Raw genomic sequence first — 25,124 nt, forward strand, 5'->3', positions numbered from 1 at the left:
AATCGAAGAAATTGAACCTTGGAAATATTACATCTATGAATTGGTCACTACTTATTCAAGTTTTAGGTGGGCTCGGGATTTTCATCTACGGGATGAAATTACTAAGTGAGTCCTTACAACGTGTGGCGGGAGATCGGCTTCGTTCCTTTCTTTCGTCTATGACGAGAAACAGAGTCTCTGCTGTGTTCAGCGGACTATTTATTACATCTACAATACAATCCAGCTCGGCAACTACCGTTCTTGTGGTTGGATTTGTGAATGCTGGTTTAATTTCACTCGCCCAAGCCATCGGTGTCATTATGGGGGCCAACATTGGAACCACCATCACTGCATGGATTGTATCCTTTTTAGGTTTTAAGTTTAACATTGCATCCTTTGCATTACCAGCGGTAGCAGCAGGGGTGATCTTAAATTTTTCACGTAAAGAAAGCAGATCCGGTTGGGGAAGTTTCCTCATTGGATTTGGTTTTTTATTTTTAGGATTGGATTATTTAAAAACATCCGTTCCTGATAGCGCAAAAGATCCAGATAGTTTTCTCTTTTTACAACAATACACCAATATGGGATTCAATACTATATTGTTGTTTGTTTTGATTGGTGCCTTACTCACCATTGTGATCCAATCTTCTTCGGCTTCCACAACCATCACCATCACACTTGCATTCTCAGGTTACATTCCGATTGATGCTGCCTATGGTATGATTCTTGGTGAAAACATTGGAACAACAATTACAGCAAACCTTGCAGCCATTCCGGGAAATCGAAATGCCAAAAAAGCAGCCCTTGCACATACCTTATTCAATGTGTTTGGAGTCGTTTGGGCACTTCTATTCTTTAAACTATTTACTGGAATTGTAGATGATTTGATTCCTGGTGATCCACTAACAGATAAAGAATCAACAAGGTTCCATATTTCACTGTTTCACACAATGTTTAACATCACGAATACTCTGATCCTTATTTGGTTTGTGAATACAATCTCCAAAGTGGTGAGTGCAATTGTCGATGGACTTGCATCCAAAACAGGAAAAGACAAAGATTCCATTCGCCTTCTACAAGCTGGTACTGTAAAAACTACTGAACTTGCGATGGTGGAACTGGTTGAGTTCACTAAAAAAATCATTCGTGATACCTATGATTTCCTTCGATTGACAGAACAAATTTTACTCCAACCATACGATGCTACAAGAATTGGCCAAGTATTGAAAAAAGAAGAAGAATTGGACCAAGTTCGCACAGAAGTTCTGACCTACCTAAATCAAATCCAAGAAACCGGTGTCACTGGTAACTATGCGAAAGATGTTTTAGGAATTATGGAAAGAGTAAAAGCAGTGGAAGAGATGGGTGATAACTTTGCATCCATTGCAAGAAAAATGAGAAAGTCTCACCGCCAAAAAGTATCTTTGGACAAAACATTCGGCCAATCTGTAAAAGACCAAATGGACTTACTCAAACACCACTATGACATTCTACTAGTGAATTTGGACCAAAGTGAAACTTTTGACATCCTTGGAAATCCACAAATTCGTAACCAAAGTCGCGAGTATCGTTTTCAAATGATTCGTTCCATTAAAAAGAACGATTCTAAAGTGAAGAAGAAAAAGTATCAGAAAAAAGACAATTTGATGCCAGCTCTCCTTTATCGTGATATTTCTCGTAACTTGGATAATATTTCCAGACTATTGAATGCGGCAATTTATGCGGACGTTTAGTCCGCTTTCAATTGTTTAAGTAATTTCTAATAGAATAAATGTTATGTCATCGTCTGCGGAACCTTCTTTGTTCCGTAGGCGAATGTGTTCATCAATTCCTCCATACAAAGATTCCACTGATTCACTTTTTCTTGTGAGTAACCACTGGAGTAGTTCCTCTTCTCCCGAGTCACCATTTTCCCACAAATCCCAAATCCCATCAGTAAAAAGTAAAATTTTGTCTCCCGTAGATAGGAGATGAACCTCTTCTGGATAATGGACATCTTTGGAATATCCTATGAGTTTTCCTTTGGGCCGAATGACCTCAATCGATTTTGAATTTTGATTGAACTTGTATAAGGCGGGATGTCCTGCATTGGCCACTTTTAATTGTTTTTGTTCCAAATCGATAAAAATTGCACTCGCAGTTAATAATTGGTTTTTATAGTTACCAACTAACGAAACGTTAATACTCTCCAATACTTTTCCTGGTTTATTGGCAAAGGCCAAGGTTTGCATATAAGCAATTTTTAACATGGCAGCTTCAATAGCTGCCGGTACACCATGTCCTGTGACATCTGCAATGAGCCCGCATATTTGGTGTTTACCGTAAGCAGTTAAATCATAAAAATCTCCACCCACTAACGAAGCTGGAAAATATCCTGTTTTGATGATAAGACCAGGAATTTTGGGAAGAATCTGTGGGAGAGTGGATTCTTGTAGTTTTTGAGCTAACTTTAATTCTTTTCCATAAGCAATTAACTTTTGTTTGTTGATTTCTGCTTTGAGTTGGATTTTATCTTTTTCTTTTCGAACTACAGAAATCCGATCACCCAGGCCAAATGCCATCAGTAAAACTTCAATGGCCATTCCTACCTGAAATGAATTTTCAGTAAATGAATTGACTGGGAATAAACCCATATATTTGAGGACTGTGGCAAGTCCTCCAATGATCACCATGAAGTAACCATAAAAGTAAAATCTTGCCGGCGGGAATTTTTTAATATAGGCTATATAATAGGATACAAACAATACATAAAAGGCCAAAAGAAAAGAAAATATATCACCGGACCTGTTCATCAAACGGTAAGGTAAAAAAGGAAGTAAACAAAGGCTTACAATAGGAATAATCATTAAACCTAAAAACCATTTATATATGAATGGTGCATTTTCCTTTAAGTTCATAAAGGTAATGCTCATTGGAAAACAAGTGAGTAAAAATAAAAAGTATAGGAGGTTATGAGTATCGTATACTATTTCGGGAGAATTTGGGAAAAAATAAACAGGCAACAATCCTTGCAACGAAAGTTGAAACAAAATTGCAGAAATGAATAAATACAAAACATAAAAAATATACGCTTTGTCTCGAACCATAAAATACACAAATAGATTGTAAAGAGTCATGACTCCGACAATTCCGAAAAAAAATCCTTGTAACAAAGTATCTAAAGATACAAAGCTATCAAAATTTTTTTCATCAGCTACCATCAGAGGGACGGACATGGAACTATCTGTTTTGATACCTACATAATATGTAACGGTTTCACTCGGTAATAAATCGTTTGCATAACTAAACCCACGATAATCCCTTTCTCTGTTTCTTAGTGGAAATAATCTTCCTTGTACATTTTCTAAAATTTCACCTGATTCGCGTAAGGCGTAATATTTAACTTCGTCTAGTAATGGATACTTGATATAGGTAATAATGCGTTTGTAATGATTTTCATCATTATGTAAAACAAAACAAAACCAATATTGTTTTTCTGTATTTCCAAAATTGGGAATGATCCCATCTGATTTTTCCGTAGGGAATGTTTGGAAGCGGTCTGAAACTTCGGTGACCGACTGTATTGCCGGGTTTATTGAGAAATAAATGAGGTGATTTGATAGATCAAATGTTTCGCCTCGGAAGGATGAGAGTGTAACAGGCGTTGCATTAGGACAAACTTTTGATTCAGCGAAGAGGTTTGTATAAAAGAGACATAACAGGATGACGGTGAATGTCTGTTTCATACAGGAAGGTCACAAGTATAAGACGAAGACCTTCCTTTGTAAATATGTTTGTTTTAGAAAAAAAAGGAATTAAGCTGTAACTGCAGGAATTCCTGCTAAGATTCTAAGGGAGTCGTAAGCTTTTTCTTTTTGTTCTACTTTGGTTTTGTTCACAGCCTTGCGGATGATCACATCCCATTGTTTTTCTGGATGTTCCATTTTCATGTTTTCCAGAAGTTCTAAAATGTTTTCGTCATCGGATGCGTTAAAAATCTCTTCCGAATCATAACGAAACATTCCGAAAAGGGCGTCGATATAATCTCCAACGCTCATGGCTTCTTTTTCACCAGGTTGGATTTTTTTCTTTTCTGCTTTTCGCAGTTCTCGTTCCCTGCGTTCTAGTTCCGTGCGTTTCATCTGATGGCCTCTAGCTCGTTTGCATTGGTTCCAAGACCATGTTTTCAGAGGGCAGGAGGGACGACACCAAATTTGTCCAAAAATTGTCTCGATTTTTGCGTTGGGTGGCCAAAGATGGGGAGGATGTTCCTCAAACGGTGGATTGCCGGAAGTTTGACTTTATTCCTATGTACTCAATTCCTATTTTTGGGGAGTGGGTTACTTGGGTATTGTGTCGAGTCAGCATCAAAAATCTGCCAATGCAACCATGGATCCAAAAAGGAAAAACATGGGAACGCGGAAGACCAACTTTTTTCAGAAGACCGAGAAACAACCGTTACCTTAGCTTCTTCTCAAAACCACCAAAACCCAGAAGAAGAGACAATGAAACCAAGTTGTCATGATGCTAAATCGGGTGAAGCTCACCTCTGTTCCTGTAAAAAACAAAAAAAAGATGCACTTTCTTTGCGGACACACCACCAAACTATGGATCGACCAAATTTAGAAATGAAATTGGTTACCTCTTCAGTTATCATTTATATAATGACTGAGTCTCCTTCCACTCTTCAAGATGGAAGAATCCCTTCTTTACTCCGGCCACCTCGTATCTAAGATTCTATAAATTTACATTTAGTAGATTGATTGATTGATTGATGAATTTACATTCTCTATTTTTCATACCAATCAATAACAAAACAATAATCGTATTTTAGAATATTAGGTATTTATGAACATATTTAAATCTTTTTTAATTTTCCTTTCGGTAGTGGGAGTTATTTCCTGTAACCCGAATTCCAAATCTGATGACAACGAAACTTTAGCTCTTCTGGCATTAGCTTTACCACAAACGGTGAATTTGAATTTTGAAGCCCTTGCCAATGGACAACCTTTGGTTACCGGTTCGAATATCACTGCAGATAGTCGCACTGTGCAGTTTCGTGACTTCCGATTGTATATTTCAGAAGTGAAACTAGTGAAAGCAGATGGAACGACTGCGGATGTGTCTTTATCTACGGATAATGTTTGGCAATCTAATGGAGTTGCTCTAGTGGATCTAGAAACAACTCAGACTACTGAAACAAATACGAAGGTCTCTGGAACTGCACCTGCAGGAAGTTATACTGGAGTCCAGTTTACTGTCGGCGTTCCTGAGGCATTAAATCACTTAGATAAAACAAATCAGACTGCACCATTAAACAACGGAGCTATGTATTGGTCTTGGACAGGCGGATATAAACATTCGAAAATTGAATTCACATATAATAGCGGAACTGATTGGACAAGTTTACATGTTGGATCGACTACCTGTAACGGAGCACCTAACTATGGTAACTGTTCTAAAAAATTTAGAGCATCAATTCGATTAACAGGTCAGTTTAGCCCAGGTAACCAAAAGGTTTCGTTTGACGTTGATAAGTTAATAAATGGGCATACTTTCGGTGCTATGGGTATGTGTATGCCTGGAACTGGGGCACCATGTGATACTTTGGTTCAAGCATTTGGATTGAATATTACTAGCGGGGCGGTAGATAGTTCTATCACACAACGAGTGTTTAGTCTCAAATAAATTTTTATCCAAGGTTGGTATTTTTAGTACCAACCTTGCTTTTTATAGGATATATATATGAAGTATTTTCATTTTCCTTTGTTCGTACTTTCTAGTTTTCTCTTTAGCTGTAACATACTTCCGTTCCAGAAAAAAGAAACTAATAATGATATGCTGCTTGCCGCACTTGGGATTTTGGCAACAGCTTCCGATTGGGTTTGGGATTTGCCACCAGGTTTTCCGCAGCCCATCGTTCCGTCTGATAACCCCATGTCCAAAGCAAAAGTAGAACTGGGCAGGCATTTGTTTTATGAAAAGAAATTGTCAGGGAATGGTACGATGGCTTGTAGCAGTTGCCATTTTCAATCATTGGCATTTGCAGACGGGAAAGATTTTCCAAGTGGAATTACGGGCCAATCTCATCCAAGAAATGCACAACATCTTTCTAATGTAGCCTATATGCCAAGACTTACCTGGAGTAATCCGAAAATGTCAAGTTTGGAGATTCAAGCACGTGCTCCCATGTTTGGCGAAACTCCGATTGAACTTGGCCTGCAGAATAATAATTTTCTGAATGAATTATCATCTAATGCAATTTATCCACCTATGTTTCAGCGAGCGTTTGGTGGTTCTGGGATTACCGAACAAAATGTACGATATGCCCTTGCTAGTTTCCAAAGATCAATGATTTCAGGAAATTCAAGATATGATCAATATACTTTTCGAAATAATAAATCATCCTTAACTGCTTCTGAGATTCGAGGACTCAATTTATTTAATGGGGAAGTGGCAGAATGTTTTCACTGTCATGGTGGATTTAATTTTACGGATACTTCCTTTCATGGTGGAGCAATAGAAGAATTCTTTTACCATAGTAATGGAATTCATGATGATGCATACTATGCGGGTGTTCCCAGTAATAAACGAGGATTGTTTGATTTAACAGGTGTTGCTTCAGATACGGGAAAATTCCGAGCACCGTCGTTGCGTAATATTGGGGTTACTTATCCTTATATGCATGATGGAATTTTTATGTGTGCGGATGCGAACAATCCAGACAAACCTGCAGGAAGTGGGAAAACTAAGGTTGATTGCGCACGCGATGCATTGACGCAAGTGGTAGATCATTACAGATCTGGAGGTCAAAATCATACAGTAAAAGATAGCACTTTAATTCGTGCTTTCACCATAACAAATTCCCAACGAGATGATATGGTGAATTTCCTTTTAGCACTGACCGATGACGAGTTTTTATCGAATCCAAAATTTGCGAGTCCCTTTTAATGAAGCGCCTGATCTTTCAAATTTGGGCTGTACCGTTTTTCGTATTTTTATTCACCCACTGTACCTTTGGTTCGGTGGGCGATAGCAATAAGGAAAAAATGGAAATCCTTCAGAACTTAATTTTTTTTAATAACAACCAGACGATTCCTATTGGAACGAATCTGCGAAGTTACGATGACCAAGCGGATGATAATCTAAATCAGTTTAGTTTAACTAGTAATTCTGTAGTTTACAATATCACCATTCAAAGTAGTACTTATATCAATTGGGAAACTGGAACTTACCGCATCAATCCACCTAATCAGGTTTTAGGTGTCTCTACTTCTGGTTCGGAAAAAAGTTCTAACGCAACTGCAAAAACTCATACTCCCTATACTGTGCCTCTCGATTTGCCAGCCGATGATTTGTACGGAAAATCCTATGCATTCTTACCCACAGGAATTGTATCGAATATCACTCAATTCAATAGCACAATGGAAACTGGTGCTAGTTTTCTTTTTCCATACACGAAGATTTCGAGTATGCCATTAGGAGTGGTAGCGGTTGCGAATGTGAGTTGGGAGGAGATTTCTATCAGGATGGATGTCGCAGGAAAGGATGTAACAATTTTACTTCCACAAGGAAATAAATCCATTACTCCTAAATGTAAAATCCCAATTAAACCTAGTCGATCTGGCAATATTGAAATTTTATTTTCTTTATCTTCACTTTTCCAAGATCGCACCGTTTCTGGCACACCTCTGCGGTTTTTACAACAATTGTCACTCGTGGCGGGGCCTGTAGTCATTTCTAAAGTATCCAATATAAATTTATACAATATACTTCTACAAAATCTCCAAGCAGAAGATATCGTTTTTAGTTTTCCCGGTTGTTTCCCTGGAGTGGAACGATGAAACAAAGTGTTTTAGTTTTATTTCTTTTTTTAATTAGCTTTCAATCGATTCATTCGCATCACACGGGTTCGTCGGATAGTCCCAATGCAACAGCAAGGTTTGTGGATCCATTTACTGGAAAACGAGAAAAACCAACCAACTATTTGGTAATGACACAAGATTATTATCAATCGACTCGTGAAAATAGTCATCTATTCACAACGACAGCATTTGCTGAGATGAATTTTTTTGATGGAAGGTTTGCTCTCAATGCTTCTGTTCCTTGGAACTATTACCAACAAAGAGGAAGGGAAGATGCGACAAGGATTGGAAAAACGTATCTTGGTTTTAAATACCAACCATTTTTTGATTTAGATAAACCTTATTTCTTTGTCATTGAGGGATCCGTTGGTTTTCCGAGTGGCCCGGATACAGATAGGTTTACTGGTGGAAATTATTATACTGGTTCTGGGTTTATCAAACTTGGTTATTTGTATGAGAAGTGGTCATTCGTCACGAAGATCGGTGGATTAAATCCACTCTCTCGTCCACAACCAAACAACTTACAAGATAACGACGGAGTTCCATATTATTATAGAAAACCTTCAGCTTCTCCACCTGAACCAGAATACGAGTTCAAAAAAACCACTCTCATTTCTGGTTATGTGACGTATTATTTGTTGCCTGAAATTTCACTCTTTACTGGGTTATTGTATCGGAATCCCTATAACGGAGTGGATTATTCCAAAGAAAAAGACAAAGCGAATCCATCTTATTTTACAGAGGCGAGTGCGGGATTTTCTTGGAATTTTTCAGAGAAATATAATATGAGTTTAGCCTATCGCTATCCTTTGCAAAGAGATCGTGAGTATCGACTCTACCAATCTGCATGGACATTTGCCTTCTCAATGGAGTGGGGAAGCGATTGACATTTGATGCCTTTTTTAAAACGTTCTAAGAAACTCTATAAATTTTTAATCGTAAAAGGTAATCTATGAGCAACGTAGAAATCGTACCAGTAGGGGAACTCCCTCCTATTGGAGTTGTGCCCAAAAAAATGCACGCACAGGTCATTCGCCCGGAACGTTACGGCGAACCGAAAACTTCTTTCCAATCAGAAGTCATTGATGTTCCGGAGATCGGTCCGAACGAAGTTCTCGTAGCCACTATGGCTGCTGGAGTTAACTATAATAATGTTTGGGCAGCTTTAGGATATCCAGTTGATGTGATTGCAGCTCGTAATAAAAAAGGCGAACCAGAAAAATTCCACATCGGTGGATCTGATGCATCTGGTATTGTCTATAAAGTTGGATCCGATGTTAAAAATGTAAAAGTGGGTGACGAAGTTGTTGTCCATTGTGCAATGTGGGATCCAAAAGATCCGTGGGTTCTTTCTGGAAAAGATCCAATGTATGCACCTTCTCAAATCATTTGGGGATATGAATCCAACTGGGGTTCCTTCGCACAGTTTTGCAAAGTGCAAGACCATCAGTGTCTTCCTCGGCCGCAACACCTAACATGGGAAGCATCAGCTGCTTATATGTTAGTCGCTGCTACCGCCTATAGAATGTTACACCATTGGAAACCAAACGATGTAAAACCTGGTGATGTTGCATTGATTTGGGGTGGAGCTGGTGGCCTTGGTGCTATGGCAATCCAAATTGTAAAAGCAGCTGGTGGAATTCCCATCGCAGTTGTTTCTTCCGATGACAAAATTGATTTTTGTAAAAACTTAGGTGCTGCCGGTGTCATCAACCGTAACAAGTTCAAACATTGGGGTGGACTTACTTCTGATATCAACAAACCAGAAGCATTTGTTGAATGGACGAAACAAGCTCGTGAATTTGGAAAAGCGATTTGGGACATTGCTGGAAAAGGCAAAAACCCACAAATCGTATTTGAACATCCGGGTGAAACGACACTTCCTACATCTGTATTTGTTTGTGAAACAGGTGGTATGGTGGTGATTTGCGCGGGAACCACTGGTTTTAATGCAACAGCTGACTTACGTTATCTGTGGATGAGACAAAAACGTCTGCAAGGTTCTCACTTCGCAAACGACGACAATTGTCGTGATCTCAACCAATTGGTGATTGATAAAAAAGTGGATCCAGTTTTGGCACAAACTTTTACTTTCGATCAAACAGGTGAATGCCACCAATTGATGAGAGAAAATAAACACCCAGCAGGAAACATGTCAATCCTCGTTGGTGCAAAAACTACAGGTCTTGGAAAGAAGTAATTCTTTCCAGGTGTGTATTTAGAGTACATGTCCCCACCCTATTGAGACTGGGTGGGGTTATCCACCCGCCACCCAATGGCTCCATCTACCATGAAACTTCCGTTTTGTGAATTATTTTTCCGTCATCGCAGTTTTTATTTCTATAAAGTTCATATTTTAACAATAGGAGTTCGTTTATGCATCCAAGAATCAATTTAATCACACTCGGTGTTTCCGATTTAGAACGTTCCATAAATTTTTATGAGAATGGCCTGGGTTGGAAACGATCAAAAGAAAGTAACGATAGTGTTGCATTTTTTCAAATTGGAACTCTCGTATTTGGTTTATTCGGTGAAAAAGCATTGGCTGAAGACATTGGAATCCCATTTCAAAAACGACAAGAGTTTTCGGGAATAACACTTGCACAAAACCAAACTAGTGAAGCCGAAGTTGATGTTGTAATCAACAAAGTGCGTGCGTTAGGTGCAGAGATTCTCAAAGAACCTCAAAAAGTTTTTTGGGGAGGTTACAGTGGATATTTTAAAGACTTTGACGGACATATTTTTGAAGTCGCTTACAATCCTTTTTTCCCATTAAATGAAAAAGGTGAAATTGTTTTAAGTAAATAACCACATTTTTTCTATTATATTTTTAATTTGAAATCTTTTTAAGGAAAATTATGAAACAAGCGCAAGTCAGTCATTTTGGTTTGGATCATTTAAAAATTGTAGAAGTTTCGGAGCCAACAAATCCAAATCCAACAGAAGTTTTGGTTCGAATGCGAGCAGCTTCATTAAACTATCGTGATTCTTTGGTTGTTGACGGTAAATACAATCCTAAATTTCCACTACCTTTGATCCCTTGTAGTGATGGTGCAGGCGAAGTGGTGGCGATTGGATCGCAAGTAACAGAATGGAAAGTGGGAGACCGTGTACTTCTCACATTTGCACCAAAGTGGATTGCGAAAGAAGCAACCCATGCAGAAATGCGCCATACCATTGGAGGCCCACTACCAGGCACCTTACGCGAATTTGCTTTGGTTCCGGAGACAGGACTTGTTCGAATTCCTTCCCATTTAACTTACGAAGAAGCAGCCACCTTACCTTGCGCTGCACTCACTGCCTGGTCAGGATTATTTCAGTTTAGTCAATTAAAACCTGGTGAATTTGTCGTAGTACAAGGAACAGGTGGAGTGTCTATTTTTGCATTACAGTTTGCAAAATTGGTGGGTGCCAAAGTCATTTTAACTTCCTCAAGTAGAGAAAAACTTGAACGTGGAAAAGAGTTAGGTTCTGATTATTTAATCAATTATAAAGAAACACCTGAATGGGGAAAAGAAGTCCGTCGGATCACCGAAAAAGTAGGAGCCGATCATATTATTGAAGTCGGTGGGGCAGGGACATTAGAACAATCCATTGCCGCCTGTCGTCCGTTTGGCGTAATCCATTTGATTGGGATTCTTGCCGGTAAATCAGGAGAGCTGAATTTACTTCCAGCAGTGATGAACAATTTAAAGATCCAAGGTTTAGTTGTCGGTGGAAGGAACGCCTTTATCGAAATGAACCAAGCGATCGAGACTTCTGGCCTAAGACCAGTAGTTGATAAAGTTTTTACCTTAGAAGAATCCGCTGAGGCAATCCGATACTTACGATCGGGCTCTCACTTTGGAAAAATTGTCATTCGTATTTAAAATTGAATTCCTTTCAATGTCCAAGGCAATCACAGATAAATGAATTTCAATCAACGCTAAAATAAGCGAGATCACCATAAATAATAATGATAAAGCAAATAAAATCCAAGCAACAATATTATAAAATGGAATCATCCCCATCGAACAAGTGCATAGGATCAAACTAAAAATCCCCGCACTCTGAGCATATAGGATTAGAGAAATACGAAAACGTAAATTATGAATTTGTTTTTCTATAATGTCCGACTTTGTTGTTTCGTATTCACTGAGCAGTTGTCTGGATAATTTTGCCAATCCAAAAAAACGATTGGTATAAGCAAGCATAAGCAAAGAGATTGCAGGAAACAATAGTCCTGGTATACTGTATGTTAGGTTGTCCAATGAATTTATCCTTGTTTTACCTGAAGGACTTGTTCTCCCAAATCAATTTTTCCATCAGGAGTGCGAATATTTGCTTTGATGAGATCCCCGGGTTGTAAATATTCTTTTCGTTTTTTTTGTCCCTTGATAAAAACTTCCCATTTTTTGTGTTCAGACAGAAAACTTGCAAATATTTGTTTTACCTTTCCTGGAGCCTTAAGTGCACAACCAGATGGTGTTCCTGTTAATAAAACATCTCCCACTTGTATATGAGTAAACTGTGAAAGTTCAGCGATGGTTTCTTTAGGGGGATAAACCATTTGATTTGTTTTTGCGGATTGCCTCAATTGCCCATTGACAGTTAGGTTTAATTCTAACAGATCAATTTTGTCAAAATCATTTGGTTCTAAAACAGCAAGAACGGGTCCCGCAGGGAAAAAGGTTCGGTAGGATTTTCCTTTATACCATTGCAATTGGGGAAGTTGGATGTCTCTTGCAGAAATATCATTGGCAATAAAGAGAGCGGCTATATATTCATTTGGGTTATAAGAATAAAAATCAAGAGGTTCATTGATTTCTTTTCCAAATACAATTCCTAATTCAATTTCATAATCTAAAAGTTCTACCTGTTTTGGTCGGATCACTTCACCTAACGCAGTTGTAATGGAAACATCTGATTTAGTAAAAAACAAATTATACGTCTTTGATTTTGGATCAATTCCAGCTTCTAACGAATGTTTTTTGTAATTAGCACCTTGGCAAACTACTTGGCAAGGAGTAGTGATAGGAGACAAAATAGTAATTTTATTTTTGGGGATTGTATTCTTTGAAATAAAGTTCGAAGGAATTTTTATTTTTTTCTTTTGGAGGTCAGCTAGCAGACCTTTGGTGGATAAATCTCCTATTTGTAAAGGAAAGATTGTATCACCAGTGACCATTCCCCAATCAATTTTATTTTTATTTTGAAAACGTACAAAGTGTTTTGCCATTGTAAACCTAAGAAACTAAGTTTGGGGGTGGGAAAAAAAACACCTGGGCCAAACGTTGGCCCTTGTGATCTGAAAGTGAAAAGTTGGTTTATTCTTCAGAAAAAAGATTGTTGAGTGAATCGATGAGAGTGTCCACTTCTACACCGTAACCCATACAAACTTGTTCAATCGTCTCAACTTCGTTAATCGAACAATGAGAACATCCACCTAAATGGTAGCTGGAGAAAACGAGTCCTGCTTCTGGGTGGATTGCAATTGCTTCTCCCACAGTCATTTCTTTAAAAAAACGCGGTTTTGTTGTTTCAGTCATCTTATCAAACCCTCGGGAAGGAAATTACTATACAAATATTGGACTATGCTCTATTCGTCAATGGAATGTTTACCCAGGAAAACGGGAAATTTTATGTTCGAATTGAGGGACGGTTTGAGTCGGCCCATTTCCTCTACCAGTACTTTGCAGACGGCTCCGATGAGCCCATCCATGGCCATTCTTGGAAGGTTGAGGTGTTTTTAGAGGGAAATACAAACATTCGTCCAGATGGTATTTCTTACGATTTTTTGACAGCTAGGACCCGCCTCACTGAGTTAGTCCATTCCATCGACCATATTTTAATCAACGACCATCCGGACTTTAAGGGAACAAATCCCACTTCCGAGAACGTAGCACGATGGTTTTATGCAGGTTTAAAATCTGAAGTCAATTCTTCTGAAGGGAAAATTCGCCGGATCGTAATCCACGAGGGGCCTGAAAACCTTGCATTCTTCGAACCGGAATGAGAGCCTAATTACATCTCATTCGTAACAATAGTTAGGTACTACTCCTTAGTTTTTTCCGGACCCACTTTCGATTGCGAAAGGTTGTTCAATATAAATCCAAAATCATGTAATGCGCTCTTTTGAGTTGTCTCGGAAATAAATTATTTTAAATGCGACGAATATGAAAAAAGAACGATTGGTAGAAAAAAACTTCGTAGCTCAGTTTCTTACGTAAAATTTATGTCAACAAACATTCGTTTGTGCTTTAAAATCGACATAATTCATCAGTCCTGAGAACTTTCGCAAACAAGAACACTTTTATCCTCAACATTCACGCTTTGTTTTTATTGCAGATGTTTCCGTTTTTTTTCATAAAATTTTAGCATCTTAATCGATTGCTTTTCTACCCACTCATTATGAAAATCGATAGAACACTCTATGCCACACACGGAACTCAAACACAGTTTAGGTCATATTTTGCTTGTGGAAGACGAAGCTATCTTGGCTATCTCACAATCAGAATTCCTTAAAAACAAAGGGTATTCCGTGCAGTATGTATCAAATACAAATGATGCATATGACTACATCACTTCAGGTGAAAAAGTAGACTTGATCCTTATGGATATAAATCTTTCTGATGGAATGGATGGGATCCAACTTGCTGAAAAAATTCTTTCGTATCGTGAGATTCCAATTTTATTTGTTAGTGGCTATTCAGATAATAAAATATTAGATCGTGTATGTAAAATAAAACACTACGGATTCATTCCAAAAATATCTAGTCCAGATATAGTTGAGTGTATGATACGATCGGCTCTCAAACTTTACAAGGCTGAACAATCGTTAGCATTTAGAGAAAAAGAACTTCGTATAACATTTGAAGCCATGGGAGATGGTGTGATTGTCCTAACGCCAGAAGGTTTGATACGTGAAATCAATCATAAGGCTTTAGATTTGTTGGGACACCGAAAATCAGAAGTATTAGAAAAGGATTTATCCTCATTTTTGTATTTAGTGCAGTCAGAAGCTCGTAACAGAGTATCCTATCCGTTTTTCAATTCACCAAGTGGGCTAATAAAAACAGAAAGACGAAATGATCTCATTATTGTTTCTCGAAGTGGTCGTGAAACGCACGTTACAGAAACTATTTCTCCTATTTTAGATTCAAACAAAAAACTAAGTGGAGTTGTGATTGTTTTTAGAGAAACTCCAAATACTTCTGTTATGGTTCCTCCAAAAGATGGGGAAAGCCTTTATGCAAAGGTGTTTCAACTTAGTCCCATTGCAATGGCAATTTCGACTGTAAAAGATGGAACGTATTTAGATGTTAATTCTTCAATGGAAAACATTTTCCAAATGGAAAAATCAAAAGTCATTGGAAGAAAAACCACAGACTTTGAGGCATGGAGTAATCCTGAACAAATTGCCCGCCTAACGCAAATTTATCAAGAAAAAGGTAGGATGAACGGCGAAAGAATGTCAGTCGAACATTCCGATGGTAAAAAATTTGATGTAATGGTGTTTAGCCAAGCATTTGAAATTGCTGGAGAAAGGTTTATACTCTGGATCAATTTAGATGTGACAAAAATTTTGGATATAGAAAACAGGCTCGCAAAATCTTTAGAAGAAAAAGATGTTCTACTGAAAGAATTACAACACCGAGTTAAAAATACACTCGCTATCATTTCTGGACTTTTGAATTTAGAATCTTTTAAAGTTGAAAATGATATCGCCAAACAATCATTTTTAAATGCGCAGTCTCGGATCATGTCCATGTCCAAAGTTTACGAAAATTTATACCAATCAGAAGATTTGGAATCTGTTGATTTGCGTAAGTACATTGAGGATTTAGTATTCAGTCTTCATGATATCTTTGTCCTGAATCCTACAAAAATTCGATTTGATGTAAAGTTAGAAGAAATCCGATTGGATTTAAAACGTACATTGCCACTTGGTTTGATACTAAATGAACTATTAACCAATGCATTAAAATATGCTTATCCCAATGAAAAAGGCGGCGATGTTCGTATCCATTTATCACAATCAAATGAAAATATTATTTTGTCCGTCGGAGATGATGGAGAAGGTTTACCGGATTCAGTGAATATCGAAAAAGGAAATCATTTTGGGTATGAATTAATTCGTAGCCTCACTTCTCAATTAAAAGGGGTGCTTTCTTCTATTTCCAAAAAAGGAGAAGGTCTTAATATCATGATTTCTTTCCCACTAAACCAAAAAGATAAAAACTAAAACGTTTTGTTATTCACCAAACTTACTTTTCTTTTCGTTTTCTTCCTCGGATAGTTCCAATAAAAACCAATCGCACTTGTTTGATCGTCTGCAATTTTAATTTTCTCATCTCTGAATGGGCATCGGTTGCCAGATCTAAAAAATCGGAAGCCATTTGAAAACAAATACTCACAATCAATTCGGAAGCAAATTGGATGTCTTGTACGGGAATCATTTTTGGCATTCGCATGTCTTTTGCTAGTTCGGCTGCGATCAGTTTCATCGACTCACGAATTTTTTCACGAATCTTTCGATTCCCTCCGGTTCTTTCTCTCGCAATAAAACGAAAGAGGGAGCGGTTATTGGCTACGTAATCAAAGAAAAACCCAATCGTAAGTTGCAAAGCGGACTTGTAGGCTCCTTTTGTTCTGGCGTCCCCAACAATGGTTTGAATGCGACCACCACAGTCGTCTACCAGTGACAAACCCAGTTCTTCCATATTTTTGAAATGCCGATAAAATGCGGCTGGAACGATCCCAGCTTCTCCTGCCACTTCTCTAAGGCTCAAATCCCCCAGACCTTTCTCCTCTCCCATCAGGCGCAAGGCTCCTTCGAGCAAATTGCTATGGGTACGGAGCTTTTGGGCATAGCGTTTGTTGAGTTTCATGGTTTGAATTCAGTAAACGATTGTTCACTTTTTTTAAAAAGCAAGGACAAAAGGTGGATTTTGGGATTGACATAGCTAACGTCGTAAGTTAACACTATTAAATATCTCCGTGAACGAGTGTTCACTTAAATGCGAAACATGAGGCGAAAATGAAGACATTTCCTTTTATTTACAATGAACCCAAGGAATTCCTGGGATCCCTCCAATTGAAAGATTGGGCTGATTTCCTTCTAGGAGAAATCAATCCGCAGTTTTCAGTCACTACCACCAAGGCAAAAGTAATCGAAGTCCGTGAAGAAACTGCCGATGCAAAAACTTTCGTTTTAAAACCCAACTGGCTTTGGAAAGGATTTGTGTCAGGCCAACATGTTCCCGTCACTCTAGAAATTGCGGGAAGAAGAGTCACAAGATTTTATTCTTTATCCTCCGCACCAAATAGTAAGTATGTTTCAATCACCGTAAAGCGTCAGTCAGGTGGTCTTGTTTCGAACTTTATCAATCAAAATATCAAAAAAGGTGATTTGTTGGAACTTGGTGAACCACAAGGTGAGTTCATTCTTCCTAAAACATTACCTTCTAAATTTTTATTTTTAGCCGGTGGAAGTGGAATCACTCCTATCCACTCGATTCTAAAACAACTTCAATCTATAAAATACAATGGTAAAGCGACACTTCTTTACTTTGTTAGGTCCTTTGAAGATATCATCTTGCGTTCTTCTTTAGAAGAAATTACAAAAGATATAGGTTGGTTAGAGATACGTTATATTTTTTCTGATGTTCCTAAAGAAGGTTACGACTCCGGTTTTTTAACAAAGGAAATTTTACAGAAGTATACGGATGATTTAAAATCCTATTCTGTTTATGTATGTGGTCCAGCTCCCATGCAAACCAAAGCACTTTCTCTTTTAGAAGGTAATGAAGTGAAGTCTGAGTTATTTATGTTGCCAGGCCAATCTTTATTAAAAGTGAAAAAAACGGGAACAGTGGATGTGTTTCTCTCTTTGAGTCATAAAACCATACAGGTAAAAGGGGAACGTTCCCTTTTAGAAGAGTTAGAAGACCAAGGAATTTATCCACAAAGTGGATGTAGAATGGGTATTTGCCATACTTGTGTTTGTAAAAAAGCTGCTGGTTCTGTTACGGATCTATCAAAAGGCGAAGTATCTGAGTTAGGTGAAGAAAATATTCAAATTTGTATCTCTCGCGCGGAATCAAATTTGGAATTAGAACTGTAAAGCTCTTATAGTCGAAGCTAACAAAATTGAAAGGACGAATTAATCATAGGAAAAAATAATGAAAACGATTAGCAAAAAATTAAACAAAGAAGAAATCGAAGCATTTGGTAATGAAGTAGAAGCACTACGAGAAGAAGTGATGTCCAAAGTTGGAAAGGAAGATGCTGATCATATCCGTTTCATCTATAAAACATACCGATATACTGAAATTTTGGGTCGTGGACTCATTCATTTTAGTTTTGAACCAATATCGTTTGTAGCTGGGACTTTGTTACTGGCGACATCTAAAATTATCAACAATATGGAACTTGGTCATAATGTCCTACATGGTCAATATGATTGGATGAACGATCCACGTTTTAATTCAAGAACTTTCGAGTGGGATATCGTCTGTGATGCACATCAGTGGAAATTTTATCATAACTATATGCACCATACCTTTACGAATGTTTTAAACAAAGACCATGATTATGGTTATAATTTTACACGTTTGACAGAAGGGCAAAAATGGAAGCCGGTTCATTTAACACAGCCTTTCACTAATCTATTCCTTGCTATGAACTTTCAATGGGGAATTGGTGCACATGGATTCCGTGTTGAACACTTAGAAATTCCCAAAAAACAAAGAAATAAAAGAACCTTAAAAGATTTTAAGAAAGTGTTCTTTAAAAAAATTGAACTACAGGTTGTAAAAGATTACTTATTGTTTCCAGTACTTGCCGGACTTAATTTTCCAAAAATCATTTTAGGGAATATGATTGCGAATTTAATTCGTAACCTTTGGACCTATGCGGTGATATTCTGTGGTCACTTTACAGAAAATGCAGAATCTTTTTCTACTGAAGAAATTGTTGGTGAAAGCAAAGCACAATGGTATTTGAGACAGCTGAAAGGTTCGTCAAACTTGGACGGCAGTAAGTTGTTTTATACAATGACTGGACACTTGAGTCACCAGATTGAACACCACATGTTTCCAGGTATGCCGGCAAAACGTTATAGGGAAGTGGCACCTCGTTTGAAAGAAATTTGTGCAAAGTATGGTCAACACTACAATACAGGAAGTTTTCTAAAACAGTTTGCTTCTGTGTGGAAACGTATCATTGCTTATTCTTTTCCAGATTCGATTGCCGGAAAATTAATGGGAAATCGAAAAGTATATTTGGAACCAACAGGAATGATCACACAACCCAGTTTCCAGATCTCCCTTCCTGCGAAAGAGAAATCCGTTACTCTCACTTAACCTGAACAATTTTGGATTCCCACTGGCGCATTGTGGGGGTCCATCCCTTTCCTTTCTTCGGGTCCTCAGGTAGAGGACCCTTTTTTTTACCTTTCCGTGAGTCTAATTTTGTTTGCAGAAAGAATTGCTAAACTATCAGCATGGAACGCTTTGCACCAAGTTGTACGCAGTTCTTTACGTTTGGAAGATTTGTTTTTTGCTCTTTCCATTAAGTATCCGACAACGACTCTGGCAGCAGATTCCACAACTTCAAAACTATATGTTTCTTTAGTCTCTTGGTTCTCAATTGATTTGTAAGTCTCAACAATTGATTCAAAAAGATTACGAACTTCTAGAAGTTTGGGATTTGATTCTGAACCCTTTGCTAGTAGATCTAAGTAAGCACGAAACGTACCTGTAGGACTCATCCCCGAAGTAATTCCACCAATGGCTGCATTGACTTGGATTTGTGTAGTTCCATCATAAATATTGGTGATCCTTGCATCTCTGTAAAGCCTAGAAAGATCGTAATCTTCCGTATATCCAGCACCACCTAATACTTGTAATCCGTCGTATACTAGATCATTACACATTTCAGAATTATAGTATTTGGAAATAGGAGTCAGTGTGTTTGCGACTTTTTCCCAAAATTTTCCAGTTTTTGTTTCTTCTGGGTTAGGTGTTCTGCCATCTTCATACCAATAGTACTTATCTACAGAATATGCTGCTTCTACCATGAGACAACGCATACCCGCAAGTTCCCTTTCCATTCGATCCAACATACGGCGTACGGCAGGAATTTCATAGATTGGTTTTCCAAATTGGTTTCTTTCTTTCGCATATTTGAGAGCTTCTTCGTATGCTGCTGTAACAATTCCTGTGCCTTGGGACGATACGCTGAGACGTGCGCCGTTGAGCATTCCCATAACATACTTTACAAGCCCAAAACCTTCTTTGCCTACCAAATGACCTTCGCTATTTTCAAAAACAGTTTCACAAGTAGCGGAAGCTTTGATTCCTAATTTTTTTTCAATTCCTTGGACAGCGTAGTTTTTGTTTTCAACAATAAAGAAAGATAGCCCTCTCGCTCCGCTTTCTTGCGTTCCTGTCCTAGCAAGGGTAAGTGTAATGCCAGGACTTCCATTGATGCCACATGCCACTGTTTGGAATCTTTTCGTTCCATTTAGATACCACTTATCTTCTTTTTTTACTGCTTTGGTTGTGATATTTGGTAAGTCAGATCCAAAGTCAGGTTCAGAAAGTCCCATTGTGACTGTATAATTTCCTGATATCAATTTAGGAATCCACTCATCTTTCATTTCGTCTGTTGCACAAACTTCTAAGATGGCTGCAAGGCCCATACTTCCCACAGCAATGGTTATTGAACTATCGGATCTATACATTAACTCTGCAATCATTGCTTTGATGATACTTGGCGTTCCAAGTCCGCCATATTTTCTTTTGAATGCTGCGGGACCAAGTCCAGCATCGTGATACATTTTGATTACATCTACCATCTCTTGCGGATGGATTACGTTTCCATTTTCAAATTTTAATCCTTTTGAGTCTACGATTGAAGCAACCTGTGACACATACATTCCACTGATTTCTCCACATGATTTAAGGATTTCTTCGTAAAATGATTTCGCCTCATCAACATTAGATGGTGCATATTCTAATCGCGGATTGTTGTTTTCTAAATATAACTTGGAATCTGAAAATTGATTTTCGTAAATTGGTACAATTTCGTTCCAATCAATCAAATCTTCGAAATGTTCCTTTAAATCTTCGTTAGTTTGAAAGTAGTTGCTTTGGATCATATAAATTCCTTTTGGATTAGAAGATAAAATTTATGAATGCCAGGCGATTAAAAAATATCCGTATAACAAAAAAAATTGAATCCTTGTATTTAGTGAACCGATCAGTTCATTTTTGGCTTTTGAGTAAATTTGGAAACAAAAAAGAACATAGGAATTGGCCGACCTGGACGAAAAAACCGGTAGGCATTTGCAGAAATTAAGGTTTCTTTTTTACGGTTTCAAATTAAAATTCTAGATCTATCTCTGCCTTTGGATTGGTAATTTTTTCCTTTGGCAGAACAGGAGACGTATGAAACAACTCATTTCTATTCTAACACTCATTTTTGCCATTCAATGCGCAAGTGTGCCAACTTCAGAGTTACCAGTCAAATCAACCGTAGCGGGTACTCCGGTGGAATACAAACTAGACGGGAAAACATATGAGGGATTTCTCGCTGTTGATTCTTCCGTTACAGGCAAACGGCCTGGTATACTTGTGATCCACGAATGGTGGGGATTAAACGACTATCCAAAACAACGCGCGAAGCAGTTGGCTGATTTAGGATATGTTGCTTTTGTGATGGATGTATATGGAAAAGGTATCATTGCAAAAGACCATGTGGAGGCAGGAAAACTTTCAGGTGCCAATGGTGATCCTAAAGTGATCCTAAAAAAAATCTACAAAGCATTGGATATTTTAAAATCAAACCCTAATGTGGATGTGAACAAAATTGGTGCCATAGGATATTGTTTTGGTGGAGGCGGAGTCATTGAACTAGCATTAGATGGTGCAGATTTAAAAGGAGGAGTGGTTTCCTTTCATGGTTTTTTGGGTAGCAAAAATCTTGCCACCGGCGCCAAAAAAATTAAATCTAAAGTTTTAGTACACCATGGTGCTGATGATCCTTTTGTACCTAAAGCCTCTGTAGAAACTTTTGTGAAAACAGTAACTGAAGCAAAAGCTCCAGTCACTTTTATTTCTCATCCAGGAGCTGTACATGGATTCACTAGACCAGGCTCCGAAAAACTAGGGTTACCTGGACTAGCATACAATCAAAAAGCGGATTATGCGTCTTTTGATAGCATGAAAGCTTTTTTTGCCGCAAACTTCAAATAAACTAAAGGAAGTACAAAGAGGGTTAGCGCACTTGCTGTGACTAACCCTCCGATCACTACAGTTGCTAACGGTCTTTGGACTTCAGCACCTGGTGATGTACTGATTGCCATTGGTATAAACCCAATTGATGCAAGTAGGGCAGTGGTAAGAACTGGTCGTAGTCTTGAAATCGCTGCCTCTTTGACAGCTTCCTCTTTCTTTTTACCCGATTGTTCTAAACTTCGAATGAAACTGATTAATACCAATCCATTGAGAACTGCGATTCCAAATAAAGCAATAAATCCTACACCTGCCGAAATACTAAATGGTAAATTTCTGAGATAAAGAGCAAAGATTCCTCCTGTGATGGCAAATGGAACATTTAAAAAAATGATCATTGCCGATGATATTTCATTAAATGCAAAGTATAGGATTAGAAAAATAATGACGAGTGTGATTGGAACAACAACGTATAAAGTTTTTGTTGCCGATTCAAACTTTTCAAATTCACCTCCTGTTGTGTAATGATACCCTGCAGGAAACTTTATATCTTTTTGTAATACGGTTTGTACAGAATTGACAGTGCTAACCATATCATTTCCTCGAATATTAAACTGAACTAGTGCATAACGATTTTGATTTTGATGGTAAATTTGAACAGGACCATCTTCAATTTGTATCTCTGATAGTTCATGTAATGGTGCAAAAGTATTTTTACCAACTTTAACTGGAATGTTTTTAATTTGTTCTGGGTTTGGAAGAATATCTGTTTTGACAACAATTTCAAATCGTTTCATTCCTTCATAGACGATACCTGCCGGCACTCCTGACGATACAGATTCAGTGACACGATTGACATCTAATATGGATTGGTCATACCTGGCCAACTTTTCTCTGTTAGGTTTGATTCTTAAATATTCGAGTCCATATAGTTGTTCTATTCTAAGGTCTACAACACCTGGAATGTGTTTGATTTTTGTAGAAATTTCTTCTGCTATAGATTTTAGTTGGATCAAATCATCACCAAATACTTTGATTCCGACATCAGCACGAATTCCTGCCATAATTTCATTATTACGCATTTCAATTGGTTGAGACAATCCGTATGCTACCTGAGGTGCAACTCTCTCTATAATTTCTTGTAACTTAGATTCGATTTCTTTTTTTGAAAGATTCCACTCTGATCTTGGTTTCATATCCAAATACATATCTGTTTTTTCTACACCCATGGGTTCGATGGCAAGTTCAGGTGATCCAGTTCGCGAAACTACTTCAGTGATTTCTGGAATTTCTTTTAGAATCGTTTTTTCTATTTTCATGGATGATTGTAATGATTCGGTTAATGTTGTTGAGGGGTATCGACTAATTTCAATTAACAAATTTCCTTCATCTAATTTTGGAAGAAATTCACCACCGAGTCGGAAAAATAAAAAAATTGAAAGGATTAGAATTCCGATTGTTGAATAGGTAACCTTTTTAGGTTCTCTAAGGCAATAATCTAGTTTTGGCGTATACCAATGGTGGATTTTTTGAAAAAAGGGAGTTTCTCCTTCTGCAATATGTCCACCTTTCAAAAAATAAGATGCTAAAACTGGAATGATTGTGAGTGTGAGAAAAAATGCACCGAGTAACGCAAATAAGACGGTCGTTGCCATAGGAATGAACATTTTTCCTTCTGTCCCGCTGAGTGTGAGGATAGGAATGTAAACAACTCCGATGATAATTTCACCATAAATAGTTGCTTTCCTAACTTCGATAGTGGCATTCAAAATCGTTTCTTTCTGTTCCGAGTCCGTGAGATCTCTTTTTAACTCCTTTCGTTTTAAACCCAATCGTCTATGTGAATTTTCAATAAGAATCACAGCTCCATCTACAATGAGTCCAAAGTCAATGGCACCCATAGACATTAAATTGGCAGGTAAATCACGGAGAAACATGAGACTAATGGCAAATAACATAGCGAGAGGAATCATCGATGCAATGACAAGCCCTGATCTAAAATCACCAATCATCAAAAAGAGAATGATGATGACAAGAATTGCTCCTTCTGTTAAATTCCAAATGATCGTATTCAATGTATTTTTTACCATAATCGAACGATCATAATAAGGTTTGATCTTCATACCTGTTGGTAGTGTTTTTTCGATTTGAGTAATTTTGTCTTTTACTGCTGTTGTGACTTCTAATGAGTTTTCACCAAGTAACATAAGAGTCACTGCACCAACAACTTCTGACTTACCTGTTGCTGTGGCAGCACCTTTCCGTAGTCTAGGTCCTTCCACAATTTTTGCTAAGTTGTCTAAATAAATGGGAAATCCATCTCCCATTTTCCCTACTTGAATTTTATCAAAATCAGTAGTTGTTTTTAATAATCCATCACTTCCAACAATTAACTGTTCGCCGGACCTTTCTATATATCCACTACCTGTAGATAGATTATTACTTTGGACTGCGTTCACAATTTGGTTTAAAGAAACACCGAGAGATGCTGCTTTAAAAGGATCGACAATGACTTGATACTGTTTGGTTTTTCCGCCAAAACTATTGACTTCGACAATCCCAGGCACTGTTTTGAGAGTTGGGTTAATATACCAATTCAAATAAGTTGTAAGTTCCATTTGGCTATGAAATTCACTTTCTAATGTAAATTGGAACACTTCTCCAAGGCCTGTCGTGATGGGTCCAATGACTGGTTTTCCAAAAATTGCCGGTATGTTTTCTGATGCTTCTGTCAATTTTTCGCTGACCAATTGTCGACTTTTCCATAGATCCGTTCCATCGGCAAATACAGCTGTGACCAATGAAAATCCGTATCTAGAAACAGATCTTACTTCGATTAGGTTTGGAATTCCCGTAATGGCTCTTTCCACAGGCAAAGTGATGTACTGTTCTATCTCTAAAGTTGATAGTGCGGGTGATGTAGTGATGACTTGTACTTGAACATTTGTAATGTCAGGAACAGCATCTACTTTTAAATGGTTTAATGAATAAATACCACCAAATACAAGTAAGGCTGTGACTATAATTACCAATAATCGATTTTGTAAGGAAACTTGTACAATTTTAGTTAAAAATTCCATGT

Annotated in this window: 22 protein-coding genes; 14 read left to right on the forward strand and 8 right to left on the reverse strand. The window is 37.8% G+C overall.

The features are described 5' to 3' along the window. Window positions 1-35 precede the first annotated feature (35 nt). Window positions 36-1,712 carry a Na/Pi cotransporter family protein gene (locus tag CH364_RS11120; protein ID WP_100743962.1) on the forward strand — a complete coding sequence of 559 codons (1,677 nt, stop codon included), beginning with the start codon at window positions 36-38 and terminating at the stop codon, window positions 1,710-1,712. A gap of 15 nt (window positions 1,713-1,727) precedes the next feature. Here CH364_RS11120 and CH364_RS11125 read toward each other — a convergent pair whose 3' ends face one another. Further along, window positions 1,728-3,704 carry a 7TM diverse intracellular signaling domain-containing protein gene (locus tag CH364_RS11125; RefSeq protein ID WP_100743963.1) on the reverse strand — a complete coding sequence of 659 codons (1,977 nt, stop codon included), beginning with the start codon at window positions 3,702-3,704 and terminating at the stop codon, window positions 1,728-1,730. Window positions 3,705-3,773: 69 nt separating this feature from the next. After that, a complete protein-coding gene (locus CH364_RS11130; protein WP_100743964.1) occupies window positions 3,774-4,100 on the reverse strand; it encodes an LB_289 family protein in 327 nt (108 codons plus the stop codon). 123 nt (window positions 4,101-4,223) lie between these two features. Here CH364_RS11130 and CH364_RS11135 point away from each other — a divergent pair, with 123 nt between their 5' ends. The 8 genes from CH364_RS11135 (at window position 4,224) to CH364_RS11170 (ending at window position 11,692) form a co-directional block, all read left to right on the forward strand. Further along, entirely contained in the window at window positions 4,224-4,691 is a 468-nt protein-coding gene (locus CH364_RS11135; RefSeq protein WP_100743965.1) for an LIC_11090 family protein, read from the forward strand. A 115-nt stretch (window positions 4,692-4,806) separates the two neighbouring features. Further along, window positions 4,807-5,646 carry an MbnP family copper-binding protein gene (locus tag CH364_RS11140; protein WP_100743966.1) on the forward strand — a complete coding sequence of 280 codons (840 nt, stop codon included), beginning with the start codon at window positions 4,807-4,809 and terminating at the stop codon, window positions 5,644-5,646. A gap of 57 nt (window positions 5,647-5,703) precedes the next feature. Then, window positions 5,704-6,909, forward strand: coding sequence for an MbnH family di-heme enzyme (locus tag CH364_RS11145; protein ID WP_100743967.1), 1,206 nt, complete (start codon window positions 5,704-5,706; stop codon window positions 6,907-6,909). Between the two features lie 98 nt (window positions 6,910-7,007). Beyond that, complete coding sequence (locus CH364_RS11150; protein ID WP_243401353.1) at window positions 7,008-7,802, forward strand: hypothetical protein; 795 nt, start codon at window positions 7,008-7,010, stop codon at window positions 7,800-7,802. Then, entirely contained in the window at window positions 7,799-8,710 is a 912-nt protein-coding gene (locus CH364_RS11155; RefSeq protein WP_100743969.1) for an LIC11086 family outer membrane transporter, read from the forward strand. The genes CH364_RS11150 and CH364_RS11155 overlap by 4 nt, the downstream gene beginning before the upstream one ends. A 65-nt stretch (window positions 8,711-8,775) precedes the next feature. Beyond that, window positions 8,776-10,023 (forward strand): crotonyl-CoA carboxylase/reductase, encoded by a 1,248-nt coding sequence (gene ccrA / locus CH364_RS11160; protein ID WP_100743970.1) that lies wholly within the window; start codon window positions 8,776-8,778, stop codon window positions 10,021-10,023. Between the two features lie 176 nt (window positions 10,024-10,199). Further along, window positions 10,200-10,631, forward strand: a complete 432-nt coding sequence (locus CH364_RS11165; protein ID WP_100743971.1) for a VOC family protein — start codon at window positions 10,200-10,202, stop codon at window positions 10,629-10,631. 50 nt (window positions 10,632-10,681) lie between these two features. Beyond that, window positions 10,682-11,692 (forward strand): zinc-dependent alcohol dehydrogenase family protein, encoded by a 1,011-nt coding sequence (locus tag CH364_RS11170; protein WP_100743972.1) that lies wholly within the window; start codon window positions 10,682-10,684, stop codon window positions 11,690-11,692. Here the strand turns inward: CH364_RS11170 and CH364_RS11175 are convergent. The 3 genes from CH364_RS11175 to CH364_RS11185 form a co-directional block, all read right to left on the reverse strand. Then, entirely contained in the window at window positions 11,648-12,073 is a 426-nt protein-coding gene (locus tag CH364_RS11175; protein WP_100743973.1) for a DUF2721 domain-containing protein, read from the reverse strand. The two genes, CH364_RS11170 and CH364_RS11175, sit on opposite strands and share 45 nt — an antisense overlap. 5 nt (window positions 12,074-12,078) lie before the next feature. Then, the gene (locus tag CH364_RS11180; protein ID WP_100743974.1) at window positions 12,079-13,041 is read right to left on the reverse strand and encodes a fumarylacetoacetate hydrolase family protein; all 963 of its coding nucleotides are present in this window, start codon (window positions 13,039-13,041) and stop codon (window positions 12,079-12,081) included. An 88-nt stretch (window positions 13,042-13,129) separates the two neighbouring features. After that, a complete protein-coding gene (locus CH364_RS11185; protein ID WP_002973441.1) occupies window positions 13,130-13,351 on the reverse strand; it encodes a DUF1858 domain-containing protein in 222 nt (73 codons plus the stop codon). Window positions 13,352-13,416: 65 nt separating this feature from the next. Here CH364_RS11185 and CH364_RS11190 point away from each other — a divergent pair, with 65 nt between their 5' ends. Both CH364_RS11190 and CH364_RS11195 read left to right on the forward strand, forming a co-directional pair. Then, window positions 13,417-13,818: a 6-carboxytetrahydropterin synthase gene (locus tag CH364_RS11190; RefSeq protein ID WP_100744742.1), complete on the forward strand. Its 402-nt coding sequence runs from the start codon at window positions 13,417-13,419 to the stop codon at window positions 13,816-13,818. A gap of 417 nt (window positions 13,819-14,235) precedes the next feature. Continuing rightward, the gene (locus CH364_RS11195; protein ID WP_100743975.1) at window positions 14,236-16,047 is read left to right on the forward strand and encodes a PAS domain S-box protein; all 1,812 of its coding nucleotides are present in this window, start codon (window positions 14,236-14,238) and stop codon (window positions 16,045-16,047) included. Window positions 16,048-16,069: 22 nt separating this feature from the next. Here CH364_RS11195 and CH364_RS11200 read toward each other — a convergent pair whose 3' ends face one another. Beyond that, window positions 16,070-16,693, reverse strand: a complete 624-nt coding sequence (locus tag CH364_RS11200) for a TetR family transcriptional regulator (RefSeq protein WP_100743976.1) — start codon at window positions 16,691-16,693, stop codon at window positions 16,070-16,072. Window positions 16,694-16,842: 149 nt separating this feature from the next. Here CH364_RS11200 and CH364_RS11205 point away from each other — a divergent pair, with 149 nt between their 5' ends. After that, complete coding sequence (locus CH364_RS11205; RefSeq protein WP_100743977.1) at window positions 16,843-17,928, forward strand: flavin reductase family protein; 1,086 nt, start codon at window positions 16,843-16,845, stop codon at window positions 17,926-17,928. A gap of 58 nt (window positions 17,929-17,986) precedes the next feature. Continuing rightward, complete coding sequence (locus tag CH364_RS11210) at window positions 17,987-19,168, forward strand: fatty acid desaturase family protein (protein WP_100743978.1); 1,182 nt, start codon at window positions 17,987-17,989, stop codon at window positions 19,166-19,168. A gap of 86 nt (window positions 19,169-19,254) precedes the next feature. On the opposite strand, the gene CH364_RS11215 is transcribed toward CH364_RS11210, so the two are convergent. Next, window positions 19,255-20,967, reverse strand: coding sequence for an acyl-CoA dehydrogenase family protein (locus CH364_RS11215; protein WP_100743979.1), 1,713 nt, complete (start codon window positions 20,965-20,967; stop codon window positions 19,255-19,257). A gap of 289 nt (window positions 20,968-21,256) precedes the next feature. Between CH364_RS11215 and CH364_RS11220 the strand changes: the two genes are divergently transcribed. Further along, window positions 21,257-22,063: a dienelactone hydrolase family protein gene (locus tag CH364_RS11220; RefSeq protein WP_100743980.1), complete on the forward strand. Its 807-nt coding sequence runs from the start codon at window positions 21,257-21,259 to the stop codon at window positions 22,061-22,063. Here the strand turns inward: CH364_RS11220 and CH364_RS11225 are convergent. Then, entirely contained in the window at window positions 22,012-25,122 is a 3,111-nt protein-coding gene (locus tag CH364_RS11225) for an efflux RND transporter permease subunit (protein ID WP_100743981.1), read from the reverse strand. The genes CH364_RS11220 and CH364_RS11225 overlap by 52 nt on opposite strands. Between the last annotated feature and the right edge of the window lie 2 nt (window positions 25,123-25,124).

The organism is Leptospira harrisiae (genome assembly GCF_002811945.1).
In the GTDB taxonomy this organism is placed as follows: Bacteria; Spirochaetota; Leptospiria; order Leptospirales; family Leptospiraceae; genus Leptospira_A; species Leptospira_A harrisiae.

Coding starts and splice junctions, on each gene's coding strand:
- CH364_RS11120 (WP_100743962.1), top strand. CDS start 36: ATGAATTGGTCACTACTTATTCAAGTTTTAGGTGGGCTCGGGATTTTC.
- CH364_RS11125 (WP_100743963.1), bottom strand. CDS start 3,704: ATGAAACAGACATTCACCGTCATCCTGTTATGTCTCTTTTATACAAAC.
- CH364_RS11130 (WP_100743964.1), bottom strand. CDS start 4,100: ATGAAACGCACGGAACTAGAACGCAGGGAACGAGAACTGCGAAAAGCA.
- CH364_RS11135 (WP_100743965.1), top strand. CDS start 4,224: ATGTTCCTCAAACGGTGGATTGCCGGAAGTTTGACTTTATTCCTATGT.
- CH364_RS11140 (WP_100743966.1), top strand. CDS start 4,807: ATGAACATATTTAAATCTTTTTTAATTTTCCTTTCGGTAGTGGGAGTT.
- CH364_RS11145 (WP_100743967.1), top strand. CDS start 5,704: ATGAAGTATTTTCATTTTCCTTTGTTCGTACTTTCTAGTTTTCTCTTT.
- CH364_RS11150 (WP_243401353.1), top strand. CDS start 7,008: ATGGAAATCCTTCAGAACTTAATTTTTTTTAATAACAACCAGACGATT.
- CH364_RS11155 (WP_100743969.1), top strand. CDS start 7,799: ATGAAACAAAGTGTTTTAGTTTTATTTCTTTTTTTAATTAGCTTTCAA.
- ccrA (WP_100743970.1), top strand. CDS start 8,776: ATGAGCAACGTAGAAATCGTACCAGTAGGGGAACTCCCTCCTATTGGA.
- CH364_RS11165 (WP_100743971.1), top strand. CDS start 10,200: ATGCATCCAAGAATCAATTTAATCACACTCGGTGTTTCCGATTTAGAA.
- CH364_RS11170 (WP_100743972.1), top strand. CDS start 10,682: ATGAAACAAGCGCAAGTCAGTCATTTTGGTTTGGATCATTTAAAAATT.
- CH364_RS11180 (WP_100743974.1), bottom strand. CDS start 13,041: ATGGCAAAACACTTTGTACGTTTTCAAAATAAAAATAAAATTGATTGG.
- CH364_RS11185 (WP_002973441.1), bottom strand. CDS start 13,351: ATGACTGAAACAACAAAACCGCGTTTTTTTAAAGAAATGACTGTGGGA.
- CH364_RS11190 (WP_100744742.1), top strand. CDS start 13,417: ATGTTTACCCAGGAAAACGGGAAATTTTATGTTCGAATTGAGGGACGG.
- CH364_RS11195 (WP_100743975.1), top strand. CDS start 14,236: ATGCCACACACGGAACTCAAACACAGTTTAGGTCATATTTTGCTTGTG.
- CH364_RS11200 (WP_100743976.1), bottom strand. CDS start 16,693: ATGAAACTCAACAAACGCTATGCCCAAAAGCTCCGTACCCATAGCAAT.
- CH364_RS11205 (WP_100743977.1), top strand. CDS start 16,843: ATGAAGACATTTCCTTTTATTTACAATGAACCCAAGGAATTCCTGGGA.
- CH364_RS11210 (WP_100743978.1), top strand. CDS start 17,987: ATGAAAACGATTAGCAAAAAATTAAACAAAGAAGAAATCGAAGCATTT.
- CH364_RS11215 (WP_100743979.1), bottom strand. CDS start 20,967: ATGATCCAAAGCAACTACTTTCAAACTAACGAAGATTTAAAGGAACAT.
- CH364_RS11220 (WP_100743980.1), top strand. CDS start 21,257: ATGAAACAACTCATTTCTATTCTAACACTCATTTTTGCCATTCAATGC.
- CH364_RS11225 (WP_100743981.1), bottom strand. CDS start 25,122: ATGGAATTTTTAACTAAAATTGTACAAGTTTCCTTACAAAATCGATTA.